We start from the raw sequence: 23763 nt of genomic DNA, 5'->3' as shown, positions 1-23763 counted from the left end.
AAGGCCGACAAACATACCCCTACATACACTGGGATGTTTGTCGGCCTCTTTGCCACTGCTGCCACATCTTCGTGAACAGCATGTTAGATTATATTTCGTAAAGTAAACATAAAAAGCCTATCCGGTTACGTATTTGTAAGGGGATAGGCGCCATTGCCTGCGTTAGGGGCACATCATTGTGCCGATTTCTAACTTGATTATAGTACGGGTTTTCGCTTATGTCAATAAACATAACACAATAATTTTCAAACATGCCATGTCAGCTACTGTATCGACAAAAAACCGATTTATATGCTATAGTAATGCCGTATAATCCATTCATTTCATCAAAGAAACCTCACATAAAGTTACCATGGAGTAAAGAAGCTTACAACGATGGAGGTATTCAAATGTTGCAATCATTTATACTGATCGACGAGTTGAAGCAAACTCGCTCAGCTACCTCCTCGCCATCCACAAATGAGATGAGCTATTCTAATCGTACACAAGCATCCTTACCTGACGAGGTGTTGAAGGACCTGGGCTTTCGCGTCTATACAGCATCTGCGATCAAAGAAATTTCCTTCATTATTCCTAAAGTTGATGCTGTATTGTTAAGTGTAAGCCCCGATGAAGTGGAGACATGGCGCAAACGCGTATTGGCTGAACGCAGCCTTCCCGTCTTCTGGTGGTGTGATACGCATACTTTTCCTTCTAATGAATGCAGAATGGATGCAGGTATAGATGGTTTGATCGGTTCAACGATGAGTCCGCTTGAAATTCACTGCGCCTTGCTTCTTGGCGTGAATCACTATTTTCAGCGAACCGAATGGCAGCAGGAGCGCGAGCAACTCCTCTCCAAACTAGAGGAGCGCAAATGGGTCGATCAAGCCAAGCGGATCTTATGCGAGATTAAAGGGATCTCCGAAGCCGAGGCCTACGACTTTTTGCGAAAACAAGCTATGAATGAGCGTAAACGTATGGTAGATGTCGCTACCTCCATCGTCAAGGTGTATCAAATACTACGAGATCAAAGTCAAGGAGGCCGAAAACGATGATATCTTTACTAAAAGAAGTAGGCCGCGGAAAACGCGGAGCGAGAGATCTTACGTATGAAGAGGCTTCCCAAGCAGCAGAACTTATGCTTACCGGCGGTGCTACCCAGGCTCAAATGGGTGCATTTCTAGTGGCTGAACGTATTAAAATGGAATCGCCGGATGAGATCAAAGCCTTCATCCACGCCCTGCGTAAACGCACCTTTTCTTATCCGATACCTGGCAGCATGGACTGCGCAGGACCTTATGATGGTCGCACCCGTACGTTCATTGCGACCCTGCCTACGGCATTTGTGCTAGCGGCTTGCGGTCTCCCGACTACACTGCACGGCAGTCCGAGCATGCCGCCCAAATGGGGCATCACGCTGACGGACGTGCTGGACGCGCTTGGCGTACCGGCGCTAACCTCGTCGCGCGAAGCACTGGTGTCCGCAGCAGCACGAACAGGCTTCCTATTCGCGCCAACGGAAAGCTGGTGCGCACCGCTTGGTGAGCTGCGCGAACTCCGCAAGGAGCTTGGCTTGCGGACCGTATTCAACACCGCCGAGAAGCTGCTTCGTTTCACGGAAGCACCTTTTATGGCTGTCGGCGTCTTTCATGGCACTGTTTTCGAGAAAATTACGAATTTACTCATCGAACTAGGCATCACAAGTGGAATCGTTGTGCAAGGCATGGAAGGATCAGAAGATCTTTCCATCGAAAAACGTACGAGGACCTATGTTATTCAAAATGGCTCCAGTGAATTATTCATTGTAGATCCAGAGATCTATGAATTAATGGTGGAAGTGCCCGAAGTTGAATGGACGGCGCAGCTGCAGGGTGAAACAGCTATGGCCGTCTTGCGCGGAGAAGCTGAGCTTCCTTACTTGAACATGGTGCTGCTCAACAGTGCCGTTCGCCTCTGGGTATCCCAGAAAGCTGGTTCCATTGAAGAAGGTATTTACATGGCCCGTCACGCAATAGAGCAAGGAACTGCTCTTAAGGCTTATACCGATTGGACAGAAGCGATCAAGCCGGTATCTACAACTTAATAAACGCACTAATTCTTATATGCCCTCAGTAGTTTTTCTACTGAGGGCTTTTTAATACGCTAGGCTATGACCGTTAAACGCTCTTTAGCCGGAATACGTGCTTGCTCAGGGAGGATCTTGCCAGGATAGCCCGTATGGAGGCTGCCAATGATCCTTTCCTCAGGCTTCACTCCGAATGCTTCACGGAATGCATCCAGCTTGAGCAGCGGGTAGGTTTCCCAGACCATACCGATGCCCTGCTCCCAAGCCAGCAAACTGAAGTTCTGTATTAAGCAGGCAGTGGCCGCATAATCTTCTTCAGCGATAGCCGGATTTGCGTTCACATTTAAAACAACAGCGATGAACATAGGCACTGACATGAATTTGTCATACAGCTTTTGTCCGATCTCCTTCGCTTTCACAGGATCTGGCTCGTTAGCTTCTCTGAACCTGCGAACGATCTCAGCCAGATTCCGGCGGCCTTCCCCATGAATAATGACAAAACGCCACGGCTGCGTCATCCGGTGATTCGGCACCCAGACGGCTGTATCCAAAAGCTCAGTCACGAGTTCCACAGAAACAGGTTTATCTTCAAAATGGTGAACAGATCGCCGTTCTCTCATTATCTTTTTTAGGTCCATAATGGCTAAAGCCTCCCATCTAGTCTTCTAGTTGGTTATTTAATAATTAGTGCTTATCCATTTATAATAAGTGATAATGATTATCATTGTCAACATTTGATGATATACAAAAAGCCCCTGCCCTTCTTTCAGGCAGAGGCTGATAGATCGATATTTTACTTGCCGATGAACTGCTGGGTGAACATTTTGCCGCACGGTCCTCCGGCAACAATACCGATGCCAATGTGCGTGTAATCTTTGCTCAAGATATTCGCTTTGTGACCAGGCGAATTCATCAGCGCCTCATGGGCGGCTTGCACCGTTTGATTACAAGCGATATTTTCTCCTGCCGCGTTATAGGTAATACCGAATTTCTCCATCATATCAAAAGGCGAGCCATACGTCGGTGAATCGTGGGAGAAATATTTGTTATCGACCATATCCTGGCTTTTGAGCCTTGCTGTCTTGGTCAGCTCAGCATCGGCAACTAGCGCAGCTAGTCCCACAGCAGCGCGCTCCTTGTTCACCAAATCCAGCATTTGCTGTTCCTCTGCCATCAGATCCGTGCTCGGCGGAGCTTCCCCGGCTGGAGGAGGCTCAGGCGACGATGGTGGAGGCTCTGAAGGCGGTGGCGTTGGTGCCGGCGGCGGCGCCTGTTTCTTGGGAATTTTCAAATTCCCATATGCCCACAGGATGGACTGCAGCGTTTGATCATCGACGTTCCCGGTAACCGGAAGGCCATATCGACTTTGAAACGCTTTAACACCTGATTGTGTTTGATTACCATAGTAGCCTGTAATGGGTCCACTATAGTAACCCAGTGATTTCAGCATCCCTTGAACCGCATAAACATCCGGTCCCTTAGCCCCTTTTCCATAGGCAAAAGCGGTCGTTGAGGTAGAACAGAACAAAGCGATACAGATTAGTATGATCCAGACATGCTTTTTCTTGCCATGAAACATGCGTTTACGTTCACTCCCTGTCGTCGTCAGTATCATTCGCCCGACACGGGCGATAGCCCTTAGAGTGACCTATTTTTTGGATTTTATCCATTTTCATGAATAATCCGCACAGGACTAACCAGCATATCGGCAACGGCTAGTGCAAAGTGTTTTGTAAATCGTAACGATCTCTTTGGTTTGTAAAGTATTTAAATGAATGCGATCCTGAGCGCTTTGCGTTAAACGGTTTATCGGATCAGGTGTCTGCGTAAAAATAGGCGGATTGTGCGCTGCCTTATAGTGGATAGGAATGAGTGTCTTGGCTCCAAGGATTTCTGCCGCCATAACCGCTTGTTCCGGTGTGAGACAGATTGGCTGGTCACTGTAAGGCGCGACGCCAGGAAATTGGATAACCGCGCCATTTACCGGCAAACATGCGGCATCAAACGCGCCGTTAGCTAGAACCAGCTTCGACCAGTACTCATGCCATAACGTATCTCCAGCATGAATCATCTGCTTACCATCGCCGCGTACAACCCTGGATACTTGCGGGTCGCCTGAGACGTCCACGGATTGAGCTGCGATCATCGTAAATGACCCGACGGTGAAGATTTCGCCGATAGCGGCGCTAGTTTCGTGGTTTAAACCGCTGCTATATAAGTTGAACTAATGATTTACTAATTGTCCCGATTCCATCCGAACGCAGAGTCGATCAATAATCTTTCAAAGGATCGAGCATGATATTGTCCATAAAGACCCGAACATTCTTGCATTATTAATCACATCGGATTTTAGCCACTTCCAAAACCTTCTACAATATTGAGTTGTGGCCTATAAGGAGACAAAAATACTAAGCCAGACGATGATTCTCCTCCAAAAATGGTTGCAGCAGTCTGGCGTGATGGATGCGGGTATTATCTAAAGCATCACTATTTTTCCGCTAGGATAGACTTCCAAAACTTGCTTGAGGAATTTTAAAAATGTTTCAGCCGTGTACTCTTCATCTTCACGCTAAACGATTTTACCAGTCACATAATCCACCGTGGATAGCAATTTCACACCGCGATGCTTACCTGTTGTTTGAATAATGTGCTGCCGTCCTCTGGCAAACCAAGTCCGCTGCAAGGCTTGATAATCACGGATCATGCTTTCATCTTCAAACAATAAGTTTAACCCTGGAAAGGTTTCTTCGACAATTTCTCTTTGCTTCTCTTCGTCAGCAGATTCTAAGGTGTAAGTTGGTTTCGTGTAGTTCATGCCCATCCGACGCATGAGTTTGGATACACCGCGAATCGAGTAGGTATACCCGGACTCACGGAGGATATATGGACGCATGATTTCCAGAGTCCAGTTGAACTTGGCTGCAAAGCCAAGTTCAGGGGTACATGATCGATAATGGTTTGTTTGAGATGGGTTTGCTAATCCTTTGTTAAACGCGTGGGCTTTTCTGTCGAGTGTTTCATGATTAAACCGTTTAATCCGCGCTCTTTATAAACGTCAATATAAGCTTTGACTGTTTTGCTCGTTCGACCAAGAATCAATCAGTGCAATCTGAGTAACTGACTGTCTGATCAGGTAGAGGCGAATAGTTAGGTACCGTTCAAACAACCGACGATCTTTTGTTTGTTTGATTCTCTTCTCGACTGCTTGTAGCTCTGTTTCTTTATTTTTCAAGACATATCACCCATTCGAATGAATTTTGATATTCTCATTCGACTTGCGACTCTTGGGACATACTTCCAAGGATTTTGTGAGTTCAACTTATATAGTATGGTTTAACATGTTTACTTGAGTGTTGCGAAAATTTTACTGTCGAGCTGACGGAGTTAAAGTCAAGAAATTTGAACCTTCGTCGAACAAAAGAATATAAAAGGAGACTGGAATTTTCTAAACCGCTTGGGAACTCCCATAAGCAGTAACTTCGGTTACGTGCTGTCCATACTATTTCTACTATCTTTGTTATCCTCCATCTCTTATCATTTCCTTTCTTTTAAATCTGTATGGACTGGTCCTTCAGTTCGGACGGCCTTTGATTAAAATATTCGATGCCTTCCCGAAATCAATTCCTACTTTTCCTGCCAGCTCCGCGACCTGTTGTGCCAGTACGACCGCATTCACACCGCAGCAGATTAAGGCGATATCAAAGTTATTTTTATTCTTAGTAATGAAACTTAACGTGGCTGTCATTTGATTGTAGTGGGAAAAGGGAACCATCAGGGGGAATTCCAAATTATACGGTTCTCTTTGCAAAATTCCTTTTAATTCGTTTGCAGATTGATAGATAAGAAGAGTTCTTTTTCCTTTTAACAGGCTCCAAAACTCTGGCATTAGGGCGATTTGCCGGTTTATACAGGCATGGCAAGTATAGTTCGGGTTTATTTTATAATTCGAAAAAACTCTATCCGTCAATTCGCGCTTGAGATGATCCGGAGCACGAATCGTCGTATCTTGATAAGGAAGGACCCCCACCACATCTGCTTGATTAATCGATTTAATCATCAGGTCCCTTAACGGAAGATTGGGTAAATTGACTCCTTTTTGTCCGTTATTTGCTTTTATGGCCCAAGGCTTTTCCAGCACTTCCTCGATGCTCAAGACGGAATTTTGTGCCAAAACCAAATTTTCCCCGTCCCCAATCCTTACCAACGAAAAAGGTGAATTTGTTTCCAGAGCATACCCTATCTTTTGAATCACTTCCTCTAATTCCAAGTAGTCACTGTTACCCATAAATAAGAACACTCCTTTTAAAAATTAATGTAGCTTCTATTAATTCTAAAATATGTAAACTTGCTGCGAAATTCTTGTGCTATTTACCTGCCAATCTGTTTTTTTGACATTATTTCTATGAATAGAATTGATAAACAACCATTTTCTTCCATAGTGTTATATCGCCTATACCAAACACTAAATTTTGTCATAAGTATAATAGTGTGTTGCAAGAAAGATAGTTTTTAATTCCAAGAAGGGACGGAAAGACATGACTACAAGGAGAATCGTGATTGAAATTAATTTCAATAATTTCGGATTGAATCCGGAAAGATTAACGAAGCCGTGGATCGAAAACAGGATGTCCATATTTCAAAGGTCAACCCTGAAGAGCTTAAAGAAACAAACGAATCAAAACTTTATCACCGTTATAAAACTCGCTGGGGGATGTGACGAAATCATCAGTAACGCTCTTGGCCGGTACGAACCGCTTCCCGATAATATCAAATTCGGAACCAGTATTGAGTCTCAACGCCGAATTGAAGCCTATATCCAAGGGTACGATGAACTTTATATCGCTCGGCAGGATTCTGACGATTTGTTTCATAAAACTTACGTTCAGCAACTTCATGATTTTCGGCATAAACCGAGCACCGATATTTTAATCAATCAAGACGGCTATATGTGGGATACGGTAGATAACAGTTTGGTCCCCATACATTTCGAGTCGCCGCAATATTACACGTTCATCTATTCGGTTAAAGATTTTATGGAGGGGAAAAGGTATGTCCTTCCAGGGGGTCATGGTTACGCCATAAAATTGCCTCACGAAATCATCAAGAACCGCAATTTTGTAAATGTCGTACATCCTTCCATCACTTCGAAGAAAAGATTACCGGCAGGCAAAAGAATCGAGCCAACGATGATAAAGAAGATACTAGATGAGTTCATGTAAAAGCAGGGAGATGGAAACGTGAAAATCATGACAATTCTTGGAACGCGCCCGGAAATCATCCGGCTGAGCGTGATTATCCGAAAGCTTGATAGTCTTGCAACGAAACATATTCTGGTTCATACCGGGCAAAACTTTGATCGAAAATTAAGCGGAATCTTCTTCGAGGAAATGGGGATTCGCGAGCCGGATTTTTTGATTGCGTCCGAATTTCAAACCTTGGGGAAGCAAATGGGAAACATGTTCTCCGAAGTAGAGAAGATCATCGATAGCGAAAAGCCGGATCGCATTCTTGTGCTCGGGGATACGAACAGCGCTCTATGTGCAATTCTGGCAGAGCGAAAGGGAATTCCCGTATATCATATGGAAGCGGGAAACCGATGCTTTGACTCAAGCGTGCCGGAAGAAATCAACAGAAAAATCATTGATTCGATCTCGTCCTTTAATTTGCCGTATACGAACATCAGTAGAGATAATTTGCTGCGTGAAGGCATTCCTCCTCACCGGATCTGGGTATCGGGAAATCCAATAAATGAAGTTATTCAGTATTATCTAGAAAAAATTAATAACAGTGATATTTTGCAAAGACTGGGCTTGAAACCGGGAGAGTTTATGCTGGTTACAGCACATCGTGCGGAAAATGTTGATAATGAGGCACGTCTGAGAAACATCGTGGAAGGATTACACCTTGCAGCTAATGAGCATCAAATCCCGATCATTTGCAGTGTACATCCACGGACTCGAGACCGTATGAAAAAATTTTCCATCCTTTCCCCGCATTCGTTGATCCAATTTAGCGAACCCTTCGGTTTTATCGATTTTATCAAGTTGCAACAAAATGCCCGCTGCGTAGTGACGGATAGCGGGACCGTTCAGGAAGAAAGCTGCATTCTGGGTATTCCATCCGTCACGATACGAAATAGCACGGAACGTCCGGAAGCTATTTTATGCGGCAGTAACGTTGTATCGGGTTTGGAGCCTCACAGGATCGCGGAATGCGTGGGTTTAATGATGCACTCAAACCGCTCTTGGAAGCTACCCGACGGATATGATGAACCCGACGTTTCAACCAAAGTTATTCATTTTATTCTAGGAGGGGTCACCCATGTTTAAAGATAAGACAATTCTTGTTACCGGCGGTACCGGGTCTTGGGGTCACGAATTGACACGAAAACTGTTGTGTTATCAACCGAAAGAGATACGAATTTTCTCTCGCAACGAATTCTCTCAAGTCATGATGCAACGAATGTTTAAAAACTATTCTTGCTTAAAATATATGATTGGAGATGTAAGGGATTTTGAAGCAGTAAAAGAAGCTTGCAGTAATGTTCAATATGTTTTCCACCTGGCCGCGCTAAAACATGTGCCTATCTGTGAAGAGTATCCCCAGGAAGCATTGAAAACCAATGTGACGGGTACGGAAAACGTCATTCGGGCCAGCATTTTGCAACAAGTTGATAAGGTCATCGATGTTTCAACCGATAAGGCGGTCGATCCGATTAACTTCTACGGAATGACGAAAGCGATCGGCGAGAAGCTCATGATTAGAGCCAATCAACTTGGCGGTTCTACCCGATTTGTTTGCATCCGTGGCGGCAACGTTCTGGGAACGAACGGAAGTGTGGTGCCCCTTTTTAAGAAACAGATTTTGCAAGGTGAAGAAGTGACCCTGACCCAGAAAGAGATGACGCGATTCTTCCTTACGGTTTCGGAAGCGATTGACTTGCTTTTGCAAGCTTCGCATGCTGCGATTGGAGGAGAAACCTTCGTCATGAAAATGAACGCTTGCCGCATCACCGATCTGGCAGAAGTGCTCGGGAAACATCTCTTGAATAAAACGGTCACGTTTAAGGAAGTCGGAATCAGGCCCGGGGAAAAGCTTCACGAAGCCCTTGTTTCGAACTATGAATCTCCGAATACCTATCAGTTCAGCGACCAATATTACGTCATCCTTCCCTCGCACCCGTCGCCAGAGCTTTATCAAAAGTACCAACATCTGCATAAAGTATCCTTCCAATCATACCACTCCAATGATAGTTTGTTGGATTCCAACGGCATTGCAAGCCTATTGAGAAGGGGAGGAGTTATCGATTGAAGATTCTTGTCATCGGTGGCAATGGTATGGCGGGGCATATGATAATCGATTATTTGACGGAAGCGACTTCGAATGAAATCTTTTATACGGTCAGAGGCCGGTCGGATGAAGCGCGCTGCTGCTCGTTGGATGTGACGGATGAACATAGCGTGGAACAATTGCTGAAACGGATAAAACCGGAAATCGTCGTGAATGCGACAGGTTTGTTGAATGATGTTGCTACCTTGCGATTACCTGAGGCTATTTATGTGAACAGCCTCTTTCCCCATAAATTATCCCGTTTTGGGTTGCGTTACGGATTTCGAGTCGTTCATATCAGTACGGATTGCGTCTTTTCCGGTGCAAGAGGAGATTATGCGGAGAAGGATCCGAAAGATGGAACGACGATTTATGCAAAAACGAAAAGCTTGGGAGAGCTCATAGACGATAGAAACATTACGATTCGAACGTCCATCATTGGTCCGGAGCTTAAACAAGACGGCATTGGTCTCTTTCATTGGGTTATGCGCCAGTCAGGGAAAGTGTCAGGATACCAACATGTTTACTGGAACGGGATCACAACCTTGGAGTTGGCTAAAGTTATCGAATGGCAACTGCCACGAAGCCTCACGGGTCTGATTCATCTTACGGGTAAGGAAAAACTATCCAAACTGGAACTGCTGAACATTATAAAAGGAGTATTTAAACATGATGGAATCGATATTCAGGCTTATGGAGAAGTCAGATCGGACAAAAGCTTGGTCAATACCCGGTCTGATGTCACCTATTTGACTCCCGGGTATTCTGAAATGCTTGGGGAATTGAAAATATGGATGGATTCCAGTAAAAAGAGAGTCTATTCATATACGTGAAGGAGGGGCGAGAGGTTCTTATGCCCAATAACGATCAAGTCAACTTACGATACTACGGATTAATCAACTCCGAGACTTCCCATGAGGCCACTAGATTCAGGGTACATTGGATCTGTAAACAGGTATCAGGCAGAACGGTGTTGGATGTCGGCTGCAGCCAAGGCATCACCTCCATTTTATTAGGGCGGGAAGGGTTCCAAGTTACAGGGATAGATCTCGAAGAAACAAGTATCAATTATGCCAATGAAGAGCTGCAGAAGGAATCGGTACTCGTTCAAGAGAACGTGAAATTTCTCCTGCAGGATATATCCACGTTGGATAATAGCTTCGGAAAATTTGATACCGTCATTTTGGGAGAGGTGCTTGAGCACTTTTCTCAACCTCATAAGTTTCTAACCAAGCTCTATCATTTGCTAAATAATAAAAGCAAGGTCATTATAACCGTTCCCTTCGGATATCATCCTTTTCATGACCATAAGCAGACTTTTTACATTGGGAATTTCTCTTATTTTCTTCAACCCTATTTTGAAGAAATCAATATTGAAGTTTATCATAAATATATTTGCTATACCGGATGGAAAAGGGATCAGATCAAAACCTATAATAAAATTCAATGTACGCTGAATCAATTACAAAAATGGATGCAGCTGGATGAAGAGAATTTCCTTCTTATTGAAAGGAATAACGAGAAAATGTTAAGAGAACGAAAGGAACGTTTGGATGCAAAAGATAAAGTGATTAAAGAGCTGCAAAAGAAAATAGAAGATTGATGAAAGGTGGTCAACCATGAATTCGTTCGCTAACGGAACAAAAAAGCTGATCGTAAATATTAATTTAAATACTTGGGGGGGATCACCGGCCCGATTGACTGAGGAATGGATTGGCGTCAGGCTTTCCATCTTTATGAAGTACACGCTACACAGTTTAAAAAAACAAACCTCACAAAATTTCGATGCTTTTGTTCTGTACGATAAAATCACATCCAATATAATAAAGCAATTGCTTGCCAAATATGCCCCTCTTCCGAAGAACATTAAATTTGTCACTCCTGAAGAATATAAAAGCCATATAGAACAGCTCATTCAGGGTTATGATTATTTCTACATCGTATATTTGGACAGCGACGATATGTATCATAAATCGTATATTGATTTATTGCATAAATATACGCCAAAAGAGGGCACTAGAGCACTAGTCCCGCAATATGGTTACGCCTATGATTCCATACAAAATCGCATAGGCAGATTCTTTTTTTGGCTTCCGGCTTATGGAGCGACGATCTATGACGTAAAGGAATATCTAAAAGGGAACCAACCTGCACTTACATGGAGAGATGCCCTTAAAGTGCCTAATGAATTTATAAATATCAAAGTACCTATTTGGATTAATCATGTCCATTCACGAAATACGGGTATTGGGTTCGATAAAATACTCTCTTGGAAAATTAGAAGTGTAAACGATGCCTGCGACTTAGAGCCGTGGACTGATAGTGTAAAGCCTAGGGCTTATTTTGGACCACAAATTACTGATCAAAAAGAAATAATAGAAATATTGAAGGACTTCTTTTAGTTAACACTTCTAAATTATAGAAATGAATTCTCATAATTGACACACCACTCCATTGCAAGAGTGGTGTTGTTTGTTTGATGGGATGTATATTTATTAGCCAGACCTTGGAGAGAACCATACCGGAATCCCCTTCCAGCATTAACATCGCACTTTTCAGGTTTCAGATTACGACGGCTAATCACAGATGTAATATTATGCGCTAGATAATAGATATTCATAAACTCAACTTTCGCAGCTTGAAGTCGGCAAATAAGCCTTGATGTAGCTAGGCAGACCTGCAATCCACTGCTGGAGTTGACGCTGAATGTTAGCGGAAATCTTCTTTCCTGCCTTTGTTGCGATTTCGGTGATCAAATCGACCAATTGTTGCAGGGCGACAGCCCGATCAATCGTGCCAACTTCATCGCATAGCAATTAGAACAGTTTGCCAATAGATCGTTGAAATTCTTTTTGCAGGCGCAGCAAGGATTTAGCGCACTTTGCTTCTCATTTTCGCCCAAAATCCTGCCTCATCCATTTTCATGAATAATCCGCACATAACCAGGCATCCCCAGCAATCACGCGGAATGCGCGCGGCCTGAGGTGAAAGAAAATGAGTAAAGTACGGCTAACAAGCTGACAATGATACTCGCAGCTCCGAACCAGCTTAAATTCGTGACAGAGGTTTGGGTTACTACCCATCCACCTACACCCGCTCCCACGGCGATTCCAAGTTGAAGCACTGAATTATTCAAGCCCAGTGCTAATCCAGCAGATTCTGGAGAGAGTGAAACTAGATAATATTGCTGAGCTGGTGTAGTCGTCCAGGCAGCTCCAATCCAAATAGCTAGCATGCATAAAGCTCCTAAAAAACTGGTTGCCACCCACGGGAGCAGTATCAATGCTACAGCATGTATGACGATACTGAAAAGCAGAGTGCGATAAGTCCCCCATCGGTCTGCCCCGTACCCTCCTATACGCGAACCTACGACTGCAAATATGCCACATATTAATAACGCAATACTAATCTTAGTTGTATTCAGTCCTGCAGATTGCTGTAGAAATGGAGAGATATAAGTGAAGACGAATTGGTAGCCTATGATCCAAAAAAATGTAATCATTAATCCACTAATGATTCGTTTATTTTTGAGAGCCGCTACTTGAGCTTTCAATGAAACCGTATCTTTCATGTCCATTTTAGGAACGAATGCAGCAATACCGATAAAAGCAATGATAGATAAAATTGCGATCAACATAAAAACTAAGCGCCAACTCCAATATTCACCTACCAAAGTGCCAAGGGGAACTCCGACGACCAGGGCCGTACTGAACCCCATAATTATGATGCCAATGGCATTCCCTCGCCGCTCTGGAACCACGAGATTGGACCCTACTGTCAAAGCAACTACAGTGAATACACCTGCGCTTGCTGCGAGAACAACCCTTGATACAAGTAAAATGGAGAAATTGGGAGAAATAAATGCAATCAGATTACCAACAATAAAAAGAACTAAGGATAGAAGCAGAAGCTTCTTTCGTTCCATTTTCGAACTCAGTGCTAAAAGTAACGGTGAAGCAACTGCAAAAACAGCTGCATAGACAGTAACTAATTGACCTGCGACACCTACGGATACATTCGTATCCTTGGCGATCATGCCTAATATTCCGGCTACGACCATTTCCGATGTTGCCATGACAAAACAGCCAAAAGCTAGTAAATAAACAATCCAAATCTTATTCAAGTTGCAGACCCCCCTGTCACTTATATCTTTATACGCTCTTTTTTATATCGTAAACTTGAGGTCAATTAATTTCTCACTTAAATCCCAAAGTTTTGCTGCTGCGTCTGGATCAACACTCCTTGCATACACACCTGCTTCAAAAGCATTGCTATCTTCAGCAACCAGTTCGGCTATGTCAGAGTTCTCGCAGTAAATGCCGCCCATTCCATCCAACTGACGGTTTACAGCGCACCACACGATTGTTGCTGCACCTTCTTCAATCGTCTTGAACTCGTCGTTAAATTGAGGTAGAGCACGCTCACCTTTCTCATTCAAAGCGCCCATGACGCGCAGTTCTTCGTCTGACAAGCTGCGTGCCAAGTCCGTAATGATCGTACCTGGATGTACGGTGAATGCACGCACGCCATGTGCTTGCCCTCTTTTATCCATTTCAACTGTAAATAAAGAATTGGCTACCTTCGATCTCGCATAGGCCATCCATTTCTCATATTCTTGCTTTTCAAAATTAGGATCTTCAAGATCTATATGAAAGAGTTTACCTATCCTTGAAGTAACAGATACTATTCTTGCCTGTTCAGCTTTCTTCAAAGCGGGCCACAGGCGTGCGGTTAAGCGGAAATGTCCCAGATGATTCGTAGAGAACTGCGACTCATTACCGTGCGAATCCCTCGTTAGAGGAGTTGCCATAATAGCCGCGGCATTAATCAGGATATCCAGTGGTCGATTGGAGTCCAGGAACCTTTGTGCGAAAACATCAATCGACTCTGGCACCATAAGATCCAAGCTCACCAGTTCAACGCCAGGAATACCCTCAACAGCAATTCTTGCTTTCTCAGGCGTGCGAACAGGTACAATTACTTTTGCTCCTGCTTTCGCAAGTACCTTAGTAACCTCTAAACCAAGACCAGAATAACCACCTGTGACGATCGCTACTTTCCCTGTTAAATCTCGACCTCCCAATGCTTCTGTTGCTGTAGTTCTTGGTCCGAAGCTAGTAGGAATTGGTTTTTGCATCGTTCTTTGGTTATCATTAAACATGTTTAGTACCTCCACGTCGCAATAATTGCTTCAATTTGTAATTAGTAGGATGAACCCATAAACAATGAGGGTGGTTTTTTTATGATACATTTTAATAATGCTACCTATCGCTGCACTTCTGAAATTTTCCTGCACTTGATCAGTGGAAAGTGGAAGGTGCCCATCCTTAATCTATTATCCAATGGCACCTTACGGTTTAACGAATTACAGAGGCAGCTGCCTGAGGCCACCCAAAGGATGCTTACTATGCAATTAAGAGATCTTGAACGCGACGGGTTGGTTATCCGTAAAGTCTATCCGGTTGCACCGCCAAAGGTTGAATACTACCTCTCTGATTTGGGCATCCAGACCGTGCCAATATTGCAAATGCTATATGAATTTGGGGCGACATATATGGAAAATTTCCAGCCACAAGATCCAGATTCAACGAATTAAACTGATCTGTATTTAAAGCCTCCTTTCTTCTTTCATAGGTTAGCAATTCTTCGTAGTTCTGAACAGTACGCACATTTTTGTAGGAAAGGATACCTTTTGTACGATAGGATCAATTATGATCCTGTCACATTTCATAAAAAAACACGGACGCTAAAGTTTTCACGTCCGTGTTCCAATGAAATATCTCTCAACTATAGGAAAACATCGTCTCCGTAATCCGGTGAAAGCCTTTTTCCCAGTTCCGTTGATAGCCAGATGACAGATTCGATCGGACTTTGAGTAACGGATAGTTGCGAGACTGCTCCTTCATCGTTTTTGATCATAGAAATTAGTCCATGAAGCTTAAGTCCACCTGTCAACTCGGCGTCATACGCTATAAATTCCCGGTTGCCAATGGATTCATGAAAGCTGCGCGACAATGACGTATAATAAGAGCCCACCGTTTCGACAATCTTAATCGTGTCTGCTCGTCCGGTAATGCTTCTCTTCAGGAACGTTGAAGTTAGAACAACATCCTCGGCAAGGGCGTCCAAAAATGCAGGGCGAAGATTATTGCTCATCATGTTCTCCTTATCTAAGTGTGATCATACTCTTTGAATGAACTCGATCCATTCCTTTTCGGGTCCGTAAATGAAGAAATAACGAATCCCGCTAGGCATAGTTGCAATCTCTTGATCAATGAATTCGACAGCCAATTGCTTGACTCGGTCCCACTCCGCCTGAATATCGGAAACGTGTAGAGCGACGTGATGAACTTTACCTTCAGCGGGCAATTGGTCCTTAAAGCCATGAATCAATTCGATTTCGGTCTCCTTCTCCACGCCGTAACCCAGAAAAGCGACTTCAAGTCCACTCGTATGAACGTTTCGATCCTTCACGATTAATCCTGCAACCTCCGTGTAGAATCGGATGGATGCCTCCATGTCATTCACCATAATCCCAACATGATCGATGCTTCTCTTCATCAGCTTATTGCCTCCTTTTAGTCGAACGCTACGCTATTATCCTCAAAATTATCCTCAAATTGTAACGATCTCTTTGGTTTGTAAAATGCTTAAATGAATGCGATCCTTAGCGCTTTGAGTTAATCGCTTCATCAGGTCTGGTGTCTGCGTATAAACAGGCGGATGATGCGCTGCCTTGTAGTGAATAGGAATGAGTGTCTTGGCCCCAAGGATTTGTGCAGCCATAACCGCTTGTTCTGGTGTCAAACAGATTGGCTGGTCACTGTGAGGCGCCACGCCAGGAAATTGCAAAACCGCGCCATTCACGGGCAAACATGCGGCATCAAACGCGCCATAAGCTTGAACCAGCTTCCACCAGTACCCGTGCCATAATGTATCTCCAGCATGAATCATTTGTTTGCCATCGCCGCGTACGATCCAAGAAACTTGCGGGTCACCTGAACCATCCACGGATTGAGCCGCGATTATTGTGAATGACCCGACGTTGAAGGTTTCGCCGATAGAAGCGCCAGTTACGTGGTTTAAACCACTGCTAGTCGCTAAATCCACGATTTCCTTAGGGACGAATACCGAAACGTCGGCGCCGTAAGCTGAAATAATGGCTTGCGGATCGAAATGGTCCGCATGTTGATGCGTGATCAAGACGGCTATTGCTGAACCGAACGACTCCAAAGGAAAGAATGTCTCTTTAGGCTCGCCTAACCTGGAGGCAGGGAAATGATAAAGCGGGTCAATGGCAATTGCAAAACCTTCTAGTTCAACACGTATACCAGCCCAAGGGAGCTTTTGAATATTCATGGCTATCAACCTCTTTCAATTCTGGAATGTCCATCTATGCGAATTAAACTCATATCAATAACTTTTTACAAAATAATAGGTACGAAGCCATCTTTCATATATTGAGCAAAAGGTAAATGACCGCTGTTAGCTTCACTTCCAACTAACTTAACGCCAGCTTGCTGCACTTCCTCGACGACATCGAAAGCTCCTGCGCATGCTCCACAGCCACCTTTAATAATCCCGGTCTTCATGACTTGCTTATACAACGGATTGAGCATGTGTTCCGTTTTGCTAAATTCATTTGGCCACTGCGTTCCGGCTCCATCAAAGTAAAGTTCAACTTCCATCCCTGCCTCATGCAATTCTTGACCGTACAAAAGTCCATGCATAGCTTTCCCCATATCCTGCTGATTCGCTTGAATGATGATCAAATATTTATTCGTATTCATGCTTAAATTCCTCCCACAATTTATATTGTTAAATCGTTCAATTACTTGGTGAATCCATGCTAACGGCTCCCGCGCCACCTCACCCCCTTTCCTAAAGAACCCTCAGATTTAAGGGTTATACGGTGAGAATTCAGTATCTTCCCACTGTAATTCAGTAGCATTTTCCAATTGGACGACTTCTTCGATCGCAAATCGCACTAATCTTTCAGCACCAGGAAAGGCGGAGGACTCCTCCTCATCCCAAATAATCTCAGCCGATCCCGTTAGATGCAGCGAGTGACCGTGTTCATAGTCGATAAATAACAGCCCGGATGAGGGGTTCGAATAAATATTTCCCAATGTATTAAACATTGAATTACCGAAGTAATCGGGAAACATGATCGTCTTCGCATCCAATACATGTATAAAACCTGGATTTCCCCCCCGATGCGAGGCATCCATCTCTCCTTTATCACTCATGCTGCCAATATAAAACGTGTCGGCATGCGCAATCCGATCCTGCTGCTGCTGGCTCAGCTCTTTATTCCGTTGTGCCGACTTTAACAATCTGGAAGCTTCTTTCTCTGGTCGCAACGATCTTTTCTGAATATATTTGGGACAATTTCCGTAAATCTGATGAGCCGTCACAAGGAGTTGTTCCTTCTCCATAATGGCCGTTCCGTTAATCCGCAGCCTGATTCTCCGGATCGTATCAATAATCAGCAGCCCTATTTGTTTCTCTTTAGTAAGCTCCGCGGCAAGTGGATCAGCTTCAAGCAATCCCGCCCGGACGACCAGCCTCTGTTCATCCAGTACCTCCGCAAACCCCGGTTCTCCTGTCAACAATGTGACCCATACGTTTCCTTTATGATCTGTGGACGACAATATAGCGAACTGTTGCGTTTTGAGGAAATTAATCATCCCGTTCGAAAAATGAGAACTGATCATCTTCGAGTTCTGGGCAGCAACCGCTCCTTCGCCAGCGAGATTCTGAACGGACAACTCTCCTTGATGAAACACATCATTCATGCTGCTTCCCTCCAATCAAAGCCAAAATGTTGGATATCTACGATTCTTATCCAGATTGTTAATGATCAAAGCTATAACTACGATAACCACAGAACCGATCAATACCGGTGCAAACAGAAAAGACCAGCTGCTGCCGCTTAGAATAACCACCAGAGGATCTGCCCCTGCAGGTGGATGTGTTGTTTTGCTCAACATCATCAAGCCGATCGCCAAACCTACACCAACGGCCATAACCCAAATACTTCGGCCAAAGAGATGCAGACAAAGCAGCCCTACTAACGTTGAAATCAAATGCCCCCCGATAATATTGCGTGGCTGGGACAATGGGGCATCCCAGAGGCCAAAAGCCAAAACGCAGGTTGCACCAAATGGAGCCATGATCCACGCATCTGAGGTCAAATTCGTGAGGAGAGCTAATAGCGCTATGGCGATGAATCCGCCAATCGAGCCGATCAGTGCATTCTTTGGAACGACTTTTAATGGACTTCTGTCCTTGCTTCTCATTTTCTGCCAAAATCCTGCCTCGTCATTCTTATTGATGCCGCTCACCACCTTTAGTTAAAGAACTAGTAAACTAGTTATATAACGTATTTCTCTGCGTGTCAACTGTATTTTCCAACAAAATCCCCGCCAAGGTTGTTGGAATTCGAATAAATAAGGGTTATAATATAACTAGTCAACTATGAAAAGAGGTTGTTTGTAGTGGAAGAAGACAAAAAATTTTTCCTTCAGGTTAATCCCCAATTAACCTTTAACGTAAATACACAAATTAAAGAACAACTGAAATGGTTAATCGGAATTGGACAAATGGAAGCCGGAGATATGCTGCCTACAGCAAGTCAATTGGCAGATGAGCTCGGACTTAATCGAAATACAGTGAACTGGGTATACAACCAACTGCGTGACGAAGGACTTGTTATGATACAGAAAGGACGCGGTACGCAGATCGCTGGTGGGTTCGAGACCAAACATCTCTTGGAAGAACGCAAACCCATGCAGCAGCTTTTGAATGATACGATTCGCGAGGCCGCGGCAATGGGGTTTGATTTGTCATCCTTTTTCATCGCTGGTCTCGCCTACTCACTGCTGCAGCCCCCCTCCCCTGACCGCAAGCTGCGAATTTTGCTGGTAGAGTGCAGAGAACATGACTATCCTTTTTATCGCCAGGAAATCGAACGAGCAACCGAGGGTGAAGTAGAACCTTTATTTCTCGATGATAGTTCTCTAACTGATGACGTCGTAAGAGAAGCGGCCCTGCGTTCCGATGTCGTTATTACAACCTTGAATCATGCCGAAGAAACCAAAGCGCTGTTTGCTCGCTTCGACAGTAAAGTTATTGTCATCGGGGCAATCCTTGAAGCCACTGAGCTGCTTGAGATCGCCAAGCTGCAAGCAGGCACCCATGTTGCCTTTGTTTGTCTAGGAAGAACTGGCGGAGAATGGATGGCTAACCGCATTCGGGAAGCAGGCATAAATCAGCTTCACGTTGAGATTGTGGGGATGAACGAACCCGAACGTCTGAGTGAGGCCTTTCAGCACTCGCACAAAATTTATGCCTCCGCTGCCGTATATTCCGAATTGAAGAAGTTGCAACCCGATAAAACCGAACTTTTCCCTATGAAGTTGGAACGAAGCAGCGAAAATTTACTGCAGGAAATTGCAGCACAAAAGAAATGAATCCCCTGAACGAGGATTCATTTCTTTTGCATATTTATTGTGTTCATGTACCATTGACAGCAACCGCATTTTCAAGTAAAGTTTACTTATAATTAGTACCTGGTACTAATACTTGATAATAAAGGAGCGAGCTTCTCATGCCTGTCTCGAACCCCCTGAACGCCCGTATTTCAGCAATAGGCAGCTACGTGCCTTCCCATATTTTAAGTAACACCGACCTTGAAACTATGGTGGAAACAAACGATGAGTGGATCGTGCAACGCACCGGCATGCGGGAACGCAGAATAGCCGCTGCCGAGGAATTCACCAGCCATTTATGTATAGCTGCCGTCCAAAACATGCTTGACCGATATCCAGAATCGCTAAGCGGTGTGGAACTGATCATTGTCACTACGCATACGCCAGATCTGCCTTCGACACCAGTAGCTTGTATGATTCAAGCTCATTTCGGCCTCCCTGCTGTCGGCGCCTACGACCTTAATGCCACCTGCGCAGGGTTCGCCTATGCGGTCCATACCGCAAGCGGCTTAGTCGCGGCAGGCTTGCATCGCAAGGTGCTTGTGGTCGGCGGAGACTCGATGTCCAAAATCATCGACTACACAGACCGGTCGACCTGCATTCTGTTCGGCGACGGCGCTGGAGCCGTCGTTGTGGAACGCGAGGATGGACACCCAGCATTCCTAGCTCATCATGTTGGCTCTGACGGCTCCGGCGGCAAGGATGTTTATCGCACTGGCCTAGCAGAGCGGTGGCAGGACATACCGCTCACCGGCGACGGAAAGCTTGTCCAAAACGGCCGCGAGGTTTACAAATTTGCGGTATCTACCGTACCGGAAGGTATCGAGCAATTGCTAACCAAGAGCGGACTGCCGAACTCCGCGATTGATTGGTTCATCCCGCATAGCGCCAACCTGCGGATCATTCAATCGATTTGTGAAAAGAGCGAAATTCCTTTCGAGAAAGCTATATACAGCCTTGAGTATTACGGCAATACCTCTGCTGCCTCTATTCCTCTGGCGCTTGATCTAGGCGTAAAAGATGGCAGAGTGCAGGCAGGCGATACGCTCCTGCTATATGGTTTTGGCGGAGGACTTACGCACGCTGGAGTTATTTTACGCTGGGGATGAGTTGACGGGTTGATCTAGCTAAACAAAGGAGGCGGCAGTGAGGCAAGCCGAACGTTCAAGCTGCCGCCCCTTGCTTAAGAGGCTGAATATTGATGGTCGAAGCCCTGTTCAAAACCTTTGTGAAACCCATCCATATACCCTCTATCGTATCCATTATCAAAGCCTTTATCGAAGCCTCCTCTATGTGTAAGGAGCGCTTTGGCAGGGCTTTTTCTCTTTCTCAGGAGCACTTTCTTACCGCGAATCGGCTTCGCTTTCCTGAGAAGCTTACCTTTAGCCTTTCTGCGTACAGATGACTTCACTTTCAAGATTCCTCACTCCTTTAAACATTATTCGCCACGATAATGGCAGGTGCTATGATTGGCAATGCGGGTGCAAACCGATGAAAGTCATCCCAGCTAATGGTCGTTTGGTGACGCAAATCCAAATTCCAATAACGCAGCGGCCACTCATTAATGAAGCGCTGCAGCTTGCCGTTTTTGACTTGATAGACGGCATAATCCTCGGTCCGTGCTAGTGCACCTTCTTGCAAGTGCCCATCAACGTAAGCTCCCTGTGCAAGCGCAGCAAGCTTGTTCTGTACGTCATGTTGCGATAAGGAATGCCCCTTCGGCCAGTTCCGCAGGTCTACTTGCGAGACACGAGTAGCCGTTAAGTGATGCGTTTTCCCTTCAATCGGGTGGCGGTGACCATTCTCAATCCAATAAAGCTCCGGTGTTACCCCTCGAACGACGACATGGCTCGGATAGAAATCAAGCATCGCTGCACTCCCGCTACCTAACTTTTGCTGAACTTCGTGGAGCAAGCTGTGGGTGTCTCCCCATTTTCGAGCGTAAAATTCCAGATTTCTGCCATATACTTCTTCAAAACGACGTTCACCCAGCGCTTTGATAGAGACGCTTCCGACATGATGAATGAAGGTATCCATAGCAATAACGAGCTCTAATCCCATCATCCGCGTCCGGAAGCCGAAATCGTCATCCTCACAATTCCCAATCTCAAAGCCTTCATCCAGATATCCTAGCCGCTCGAAAACTTCACGCCGCATAAGTACGCAGAAACCTGTTAATCTCGTGGTCACATGCCATTTTGCAGCATTCGATTGATTAAAGTTTACAGCGAAATGGTGCATTTCCTCTGTTGAGGTGTAATTCGTCTGCAGCAGCTGCTCGCCGCTAATGTAATTCGTCATCGGGCCAACAAGGCCGAATTTCTCATTGCTGTTAAGGCAAGTGAGCATATTTTTCAGCCAATCCTTGGTCACAATCGTATCATTGTTCAAAAACAGCAGGTTGGAACCGCGCGCCATCCTTAGTCCTTGATTCGTCCCTCCGGCAAAGCCGAGATTGGATGTAAAGATCCGGTAGCGGATCTTTCCCGTCAGGGATTTCAGGTACTCAGCCGTATCATCCGTTGAGGCATTGTCGATGACGATGATTTCGAAGGGCTCCGGCGTATATTCATAAATGCTGTCGATACAATTCTGGAGGTGCTGGCGCTGATCATTCGTCGTAACGATAATGATGCTCGTTCCCTGAAAGTTCGAAGGGGTTATCCCTGCATCCCAGCCAAGCTGGAAGGCATGATCGTGCGCGCTGTCATAGGCCAGGTTAAAACCTTCATTGTAGCCGCGGTTATAACTTCCTATTGTGAGGGCAACCTTACCTTTGCCTAGCTTACCTAGTTTGCCAAGCTTACGAAACTTGCGTGATTTGCCCATGGATTTCCGGACACGCCGCTTAGTCGTTGTTCTCATCGGTAAGGAGCCTCCCCTTTCACGATAGAATCCGCCAAATGTCCGAAATCGATCGCTACTTTCCCCATGCTCGACGCAATCCATTCCGAAATAATGACGGCCGAGATTCCTGCGGATACAAGGGCGATATCGAAATCGTAGCCGGCGATGTTTTCCTTGATGTGCGGGATATCCTTCACCCCATGGACCGGTGTAATCTCGCCAACAATATTCACGCCATGCGCGCGGAGCACTTCTGCCAAATGCGGCGCCAAATTACCGACCAGCAGCACCCTTCTGCCTTGTGTAATACGCGACAGGTAACCCTCGTGATAAATATAGTAATTCACCAGCGAATCCGTCAAAGTAAGCTCGTGGTAGTTAATATGTTCCGCTTTAAACACCGCGAACGCGAGTGGTTGGAAGTTGCGTACCCGCAGCTTCGGAATGCCTACAACGCTAGCTCCGCGAATCGCCTGCACCAGTTCCGCTTTAATTTCCAAGTCTGGTACATCTACCCCGGCATAAGGGAGGAACGGGCCGTCTTGCTTAATCTGTTCAATCGGTAAAATGGTCTCCTGAGCTAAGGTCAGCAGCTCACCATCTCCTAGTCGCACGAGTGAAAATGGTGCTCTAGCATCAAGTGCAGCAATGATTTGATCCCCTAGATCCCTTGCGGTAAGCAGGTGATGGGTATGCGGCCGCAAATGTTCTACGCCTGCAGCAACTATTTGCTCAATCGTGATTTCGGGCAGGATCTGGTAGTCTGGCAGCAATCGATCGACAATCGCATCGCCACCGTCATGCTTTCCATCCCGGTAGCCTTTATCGAAGCCTCTGTCATATCCGGCATTATAGCCCTGGTCGTAGACCGTCACGGTTTCAATCGGCATGAACTGGCGCAGCGGAGCTACCTGCAGTCTCCGCCGTTTCTTCCTTTTGCGGAAAGAAGAGAATAGTCCTTTGCGCTTGCGAGAAAGCTTGCTTCGCCGGAAGGAGATCACTTTGCCTAACTTCTTACCGCTTTGTTTCTTTTTTATGGGCAACATA

Annotated in this window: 27 protein-coding genes and 1 pseudogene; 11 read left to right on the top strand and 17 right to left on the bottom strand. The window is 45.2% G+C overall.

The annotated features are described in order from the left end of the window. Window positions 1–389 precede the first annotated feature (389 nt). Window positions 390–1037, top strand: a complete 648-nt coding sequence (locus AC58VC_RS24510; protein ID WP_497372267.1) for an ANTAR domain-containing response regulator — start codon at window positions 390–392, stop codon at window positions 1035–1037. Beyond that, window positions 1034–2065 (top strand): anthranilate phosphoribosyltransferase, encoded by a 1032-nt coding sequence (locus tag AC58VC_RS24505; protein WP_497372265.1) that lies wholly within the window; start codon window positions 1034–1036, stop codon window positions 2063–2065. The genes AC58VC_RS24510 and AC58VC_RS24505 overlap by 4 nt, the downstream gene beginning before the upstream one ends. A gap of 59 nt (window positions 2066–2124) precedes the next feature. Here AC58VC_RS24505 and AC58VC_RS24500 read toward each other — a convergent pair whose 3' ends face one another. The 5 genes from AC58VC_RS24500 to AC58VC_RS24480 all read right to left on the bottom strand — a co-directional run bounded on the left by AC58VC_RS24500 (window position 2125) and on the right by AC58VC_RS24480 (window position 6332). Further along, on the bottom strand, window positions 2125–2667 hold the full coding sequence (locus tag AC58VC_RS24500) for a nitroreductase family protein (RefSeq protein ID WP_497372263.1): 543 nt from the start codon (window positions 2665–2667) through the stop codon (window positions 2125–2127). Window positions 2668–2840: 173 nt separating this feature from the next. Next, window positions 2841–3662, bottom strand: a complete 822-nt coding sequence (locus tag AC58VC_RS24495; RefSeq protein WP_497372261.1) for a peptidoglycan-binding protein — start codon at window positions 3660–3662, stop codon at window positions 2841–2843. Window positions 3663–3740: 78 nt separating this feature from the next. After that, window positions 3741–4217: an MBL fold metallo-hydrolase gene (locus AC58VC_RS24490; RefSeq protein WP_497372759.1), complete on the bottom strand. Its 477-nt coding sequence runs from the start codon at window positions 4215–4217 to the stop codon at window positions 3741–3743. A gap of 399 nt (window positions 4218–4616) precedes the next feature. Beyond that, window positions 4617–4943, bottom strand: coding sequence for a winged helix-turn-helix domain-containing protein (locus tag AC58VC_RS24485; RefSeq protein ID WP_497372757.1), 327 nt, complete (start codon window positions 4941–4943; stop codon window positions 4617–4619). A 675-nt stretch (window positions 4944–5618) separates the two neighbouring features. Then, entirely contained in the window at window positions 5619–6332 is a 714-nt protein-coding gene (locus AC58VC_RS24480; RefSeq protein ID WP_497372259.1) for a GT-D fold domain-containing glycosyltransferase, read from the bottom strand. A 250-nt stretch (window positions 6333–6582) separates the two neighbouring features. On the opposite strand from AC58VC_RS24480, the gene AC58VC_RS24475 reads away from it, so the two are divergent. The 6 genes from AC58VC_RS24475 (at window position 6583) to AC58VC_RS24450 (ending at window position 11778) form a co-directional block, all read left to right on the top strand. Beyond that, window positions 6583–7266, top strand: a complete 684-nt coding sequence (locus AC58VC_RS24475) for a glycosyltransferase family A protein (RefSeq protein WP_497372257.1) — start codon at window positions 6583–6585, stop codon at window positions 7264–7266. Between the two features lie 18 nt (window positions 7267–7284). Then, window positions 7285–8376, top strand: coding sequence for a non-hydrolyzing UDP-N-acetylglucosamine 2-epimerase (wecB, locus tag AC58VC_RS24470; RefSeq protein WP_497372255.1), 1092 nt, complete (start codon window positions 7285–7287; stop codon window positions 8374–8376). Continuing rightward, complete coding sequence (locus AC58VC_RS24465; RefSeq protein ID WP_497372253.1) at window positions 8369–9358, top strand: polysaccharide biosynthesis protein; 990 nt, start codon at window positions 8369–8371, stop codon at window positions 9356–9358. Before wecB ends, AC58VC_RS24465 begins: the two co-directional genes overlap by 8 nt. Further along, window positions 9355–10209 carry a sugar nucleotide-binding protein gene (locus AC58VC_RS24460; RefSeq protein WP_497372251.1) on the top strand — a complete coding sequence of 285 codons (855 nt, stop codon included), beginning with the start codon at window positions 9355–9357 and terminating at the stop codon, window positions 10207–10209. The genes AC58VC_RS24465 and AC58VC_RS24460 overlap by 4 nt, the downstream gene beginning before the upstream one ends. A 20-nt stretch (window positions 10210–10229) precedes the next feature. Further along, the gene (locus tag AC58VC_RS24455) at window positions 10230–10979 is read left to right on the top strand and encodes a class I SAM-dependent methyltransferase (protein WP_497372249.1); all 750 of its coding nucleotides are present in this window, start codon (window positions 10230–10232) and stop codon (window positions 10977–10979) included. 94 nt (window positions 10980–11073) lie between these two features. Continuing rightward, the gene (locus tag AC58VC_RS24450; RefSeq protein ID WP_497372247.1) at window positions 11074–11778 is read left to right on the top strand and encodes a glycosyltransferase family A protein; all 705 of its coding nucleotides are present in this window, start codon (window positions 11074–11076) and stop codon (window positions 11776–11778) included. A gap of 222 nt (window positions 11779–12000) precedes the next feature. Here the strand turns inward: AC58VC_RS24450 and AC58VC_RS24445 are convergent. The 3 genes and pseudogenes from AC58VC_RS24445 to AC58VC_RS24435 form a co-directional block, all read right to left on the bottom strand. After that, window positions 12001–12258 (bottom strand): annotated as a pseudogene (locus tag AC58VC_RS24445) (IS4 family transposase); the annotation flags it as partial. A gap of 77 nt (window positions 12259–12335) precedes the next feature. Next, window positions 12336–13499: an MFS transporter gene (locus tag AC58VC_RS24440; RefSeq protein ID WP_497372245.1), complete on the bottom strand. Its 1164-nt coding sequence runs from the start codon at window positions 13497–13499 to the stop codon at window positions 12336–12338. Window positions 13500–13541: 42 nt separating this feature from the next. Continuing rightward, window positions 13542–14537, bottom strand: a complete 996-nt coding sequence (locus tag AC58VC_RS24435; protein ID WP_497372243.1) for an SDR family NAD(P)-dependent oxidoreductase — start codon at window positions 14535–14537, stop codon at window positions 13542–13544. A gap of 81 nt (window positions 14538–14618) precedes the next feature. Between AC58VC_RS24435 and AC58VC_RS24430 the strand changes: the two genes are divergently transcribed. Next, window positions 14619–14972, top strand: a complete 354-nt coding sequence (locus AC58VC_RS24430) for a winged helix-turn-helix transcriptional regulator (protein WP_497372241.1) — start codon at window positions 14619–14621, stop codon at window positions 14970–14972. Between the two features lie 191 nt (window positions 14973–15163). On the opposite strand, the gene AC58VC_RS24425 is transcribed toward AC58VC_RS24430, so the two are convergent. The 6 genes from AC58VC_RS24425 to AC58VC_RS24400 all read right to left on the bottom strand — a co-directional run bounded on the left by AC58VC_RS24425 (window position 15164) and on the right by AC58VC_RS24400 (window position 18678). Next, entirely contained in the window at window positions 15164–15532 is a 369-nt protein-coding gene (locus AC58VC_RS24425) for a hypothetical protein (RefSeq protein ID WP_497372239.1), read from the bottom strand. A gap of 24 nt (window positions 15533–15556) precedes the next feature. Then, the gene (locus AC58VC_RS24420; RefSeq protein ID WP_497372237.1) at window positions 15557–15937 is read right to left on the bottom strand and encodes a VOC family protein; all 381 of its coding nucleotides are present in this window, start codon (window positions 15935–15937) and stop codon (window positions 15557–15559) included. Between the two features lie 54 nt (window positions 15938–15991). Beyond that, complete coding sequence (locus tag AC58VC_RS24415) at window positions 15992–16735, bottom strand: MBL fold metallo-hydrolase (RefSeq protein ID WP_497372235.1); 744 nt, start codon at window positions 16733–16735, stop codon at window positions 15992–15994. Window positions 16736–16800: 65 nt separating this feature from the next. Beyond that, window positions 16801–17166, bottom strand: coding sequence for a DsrE family protein (locus tag AC58VC_RS24410; RefSeq protein WP_497372233.1), 366 nt, complete (start codon window positions 17164–17166; stop codon window positions 16801–16803). Between the two features lie 108 nt (window positions 17167–17274). Next, complete coding sequence (locus AC58VC_RS24405) at window positions 17275–18174, bottom strand: pyridoxamine 5'-phosphate oxidase family protein (protein WP_497372231.1); 900 nt, start codon at window positions 18172–18174, stop codon at window positions 17275–17277. A gap of 15 nt (window positions 18175–18189) precedes the next feature. Continuing rightward, window positions 18190–18678 (bottom strand): HPP family protein, encoded by a 489-nt coding sequence (locus tag AC58VC_RS24400; protein ID WP_497372230.1) that lies wholly within the window; start codon window positions 18676–18678, stop codon window positions 18190–18192. 198 nt (window positions 18679–18876) lie between these two features. Here AC58VC_RS24400 and AC58VC_RS24395 point away from each other — a divergent pair, with 198 nt between their 5' ends. Both AC58VC_RS24395 and AC58VC_RS24390 read left to right on the top strand, forming a co-directional pair. Beyond that, window positions 18877–19851, top strand: coding sequence for a GntR family transcriptional regulator (locus AC58VC_RS24395; protein WP_497372228.1), 975 nt, complete (start codon window positions 18877–18879; stop codon window positions 19849–19851). Window positions 19852–19988: 137 nt separating this feature from the next. Continuing rightward, window positions 19989–20978 (top strand): ketoacyl-ACP synthase III, encoded by a 990-nt coding sequence (locus AC58VC_RS24390; protein WP_497372226.1) that lies wholly within the window; start codon window positions 19989–19991, stop codon window positions 20976–20978. Between the two features lie 74 nt (window positions 20979–21052). Here the strand turns inward: AC58VC_RS24390 and AC58VC_RS24385 are convergent, their stop codons facing one another. Genes AC58VC_RS24385 through AC58VC_RS24375 form a run of 3 tightly spaced genes read right to left on the bottom strand, consistent with a single transcriptional unit; the run spans window position 21053 to window position 23762 of the window. Then, window positions 21053–21286, bottom strand: coding sequence for a hypothetical protein (locus AC58VC_RS24385; RefSeq protein WP_497372224.1), 234 nt, complete (start codon window positions 21284–21286; stop codon window positions 21053–21055). A gap of 14 nt (window positions 21287–21300) precedes the next feature. Continuing rightward, the gene (locus AC58VC_RS24380; protein ID WP_497372222.1) at window positions 21301–22734 is read right to left on the bottom strand and encodes a glycosyltransferase family 2 protein; all 1434 of its coding nucleotides are present in this window, start codon (window positions 22732–22734) and stop codon (window positions 21301–21303) included. Then, window positions 22731–23762, bottom strand: a complete 1032-nt coding sequence (locus AC58VC_RS24375; protein WP_497372220.1) for a GT-D fold domain-containing protein — start codon at window positions 23760–23762, stop codon at window positions 22731–22733. Before AC58VC_RS24375 ends, AC58VC_RS24380 begins: the two co-directional genes overlap by 4 nt. Window position 23763 lies beyond the last annotated feature (1 nt).

Source organism: Paenibacillus sp. J22R67 (assembly GCF_059692175.1).
Note: the sequence above shows the minus strand (reverse complement) of the source record. Positions and strands in the feature narration are given on the sequence as shown.

Coding starts and splice junctions, on each gene's coding strand:
- AC58VC_RS24430 (WP_497372241.1), top strand. CDS start 14,619: ATGATACATTTTAATAATGCTACCTATCGCTGCACTTCTGAAATTTTC.
- AC58VC_RS24410 (WP_497372233.1), bottom strand. CDS start 17,166: ATGAATACGAATAAATATTTGATCATCATTCAAGCGAATCAGCAGGAT.
- AC58VC_RS24435 (WP_497372243.1), bottom strand. CDS start 14,537: ATGTTTAATGATAACCAAAGAACGATGCAAAAACCAATTCCTACTAGC.
- AC58VC_RS24480 (WP_497372259.1), bottom strand. CDS start 6,332: ATGGGTAACAGTGACTACTTGGAATTAGAGGAAGTGATTCAAAAGATA.
- AC58VC_RS24455 (WP_497372249.1), top strand. CDS start 10,230: ATGCCCAATAACGATCAAGTCAACTTACGATACTACGGATTAATCAAC.
- AC58VC_RS24420 (WP_497372237.1), bottom strand. CDS start 15,937: ATGAAGAGAAGCATCGATCATGTTGGGATTATGGTGAATGACATGGAG.
- AC58VC_RS24475 (WP_497372257.1), top strand. CDS start 6,583: ATGACTACAAGGAGAATCGTGATTGAAATTAATTTCAATAATTTCGGA.
- AC58VC_RS24510 (WP_497372267.1), top strand. CDS start 390: ATGTTGCAATCATTTATACTGATCGACGAGTTGAAGCAAACTCGCTCA.
- AC58VC_RS24390 (WP_497372226.1), top strand. CDS start 19,989: ATGCCTGTCTCGAACCCCCTGAACGCCCGTATTTCAGCAATAGGCAGC.
- AC58VC_RS24400 (WP_497372230.1), bottom strand. CDS start 18,678: ATGAGAAGCAAGGACAGAAGTCCATTAAAAGTCGTTCCAAAGAATGCA.
- AC58VC_RS24415 (WP_497372235.1), bottom strand. CDS start 16,735: ATGAATATTCAAAAGCTCCCTTGGGCTGGTATACGTGTTGAACTAGAA.
- AC58VC_RS24505 (WP_497372265.1), top strand. CDS start 1,034: ATGATATCTTTACTAAAAGAAGTAGGCCGCGGAAAACGCGGAGCGAGA.
- AC58VC_RS24405 (WP_497372231.1), bottom strand. CDS start 18,174: ATGAATGATGTGTTTCATCAAGGAGAGTTGTCCGTTCAGAATCTCGCT.
- AC58VC_RS24425 (WP_497372239.1), bottom strand. CDS start 15,532: ATGAGCAATAATCTTCGCCCTGCATTTTTGGACGCCCTTGCCGAGGAT.
- AC58VC_RS24495 (WP_497372261.1), bottom strand. CDS start 3,662: ATGATACTGACGACGACAGGGAGTGAACGTAAACGCATGTTTCATGGC.
- AC58VC_RS24465 (WP_497372253.1), top strand. CDS start 8,369: ATGTTTAAAGATAAGACAATTCTTGTTACCGGCGGTACCGGGTCTTGG.
- AC58VC_RS24500 (WP_497372263.1), bottom strand. CDS start 2,667: ATGAGAGAACGGCGATCTGTTCACCATTTTGAAGATAAACCTGTTTCT.
- AC58VC_RS24375 (WP_497372220.1), bottom strand. CDS start 23,762: ATGTTGCCCATAAAAAAGAAACAAAGCGGTAAGAAGTTAGGCAAAGTG.
- AC58VC_RS24380 (WP_497372222.1), bottom strand. CDS start 22,734: ATGAGAACAACGACTAAGCGGCGTGTCCGGAAATCCATGGGCAAATCA.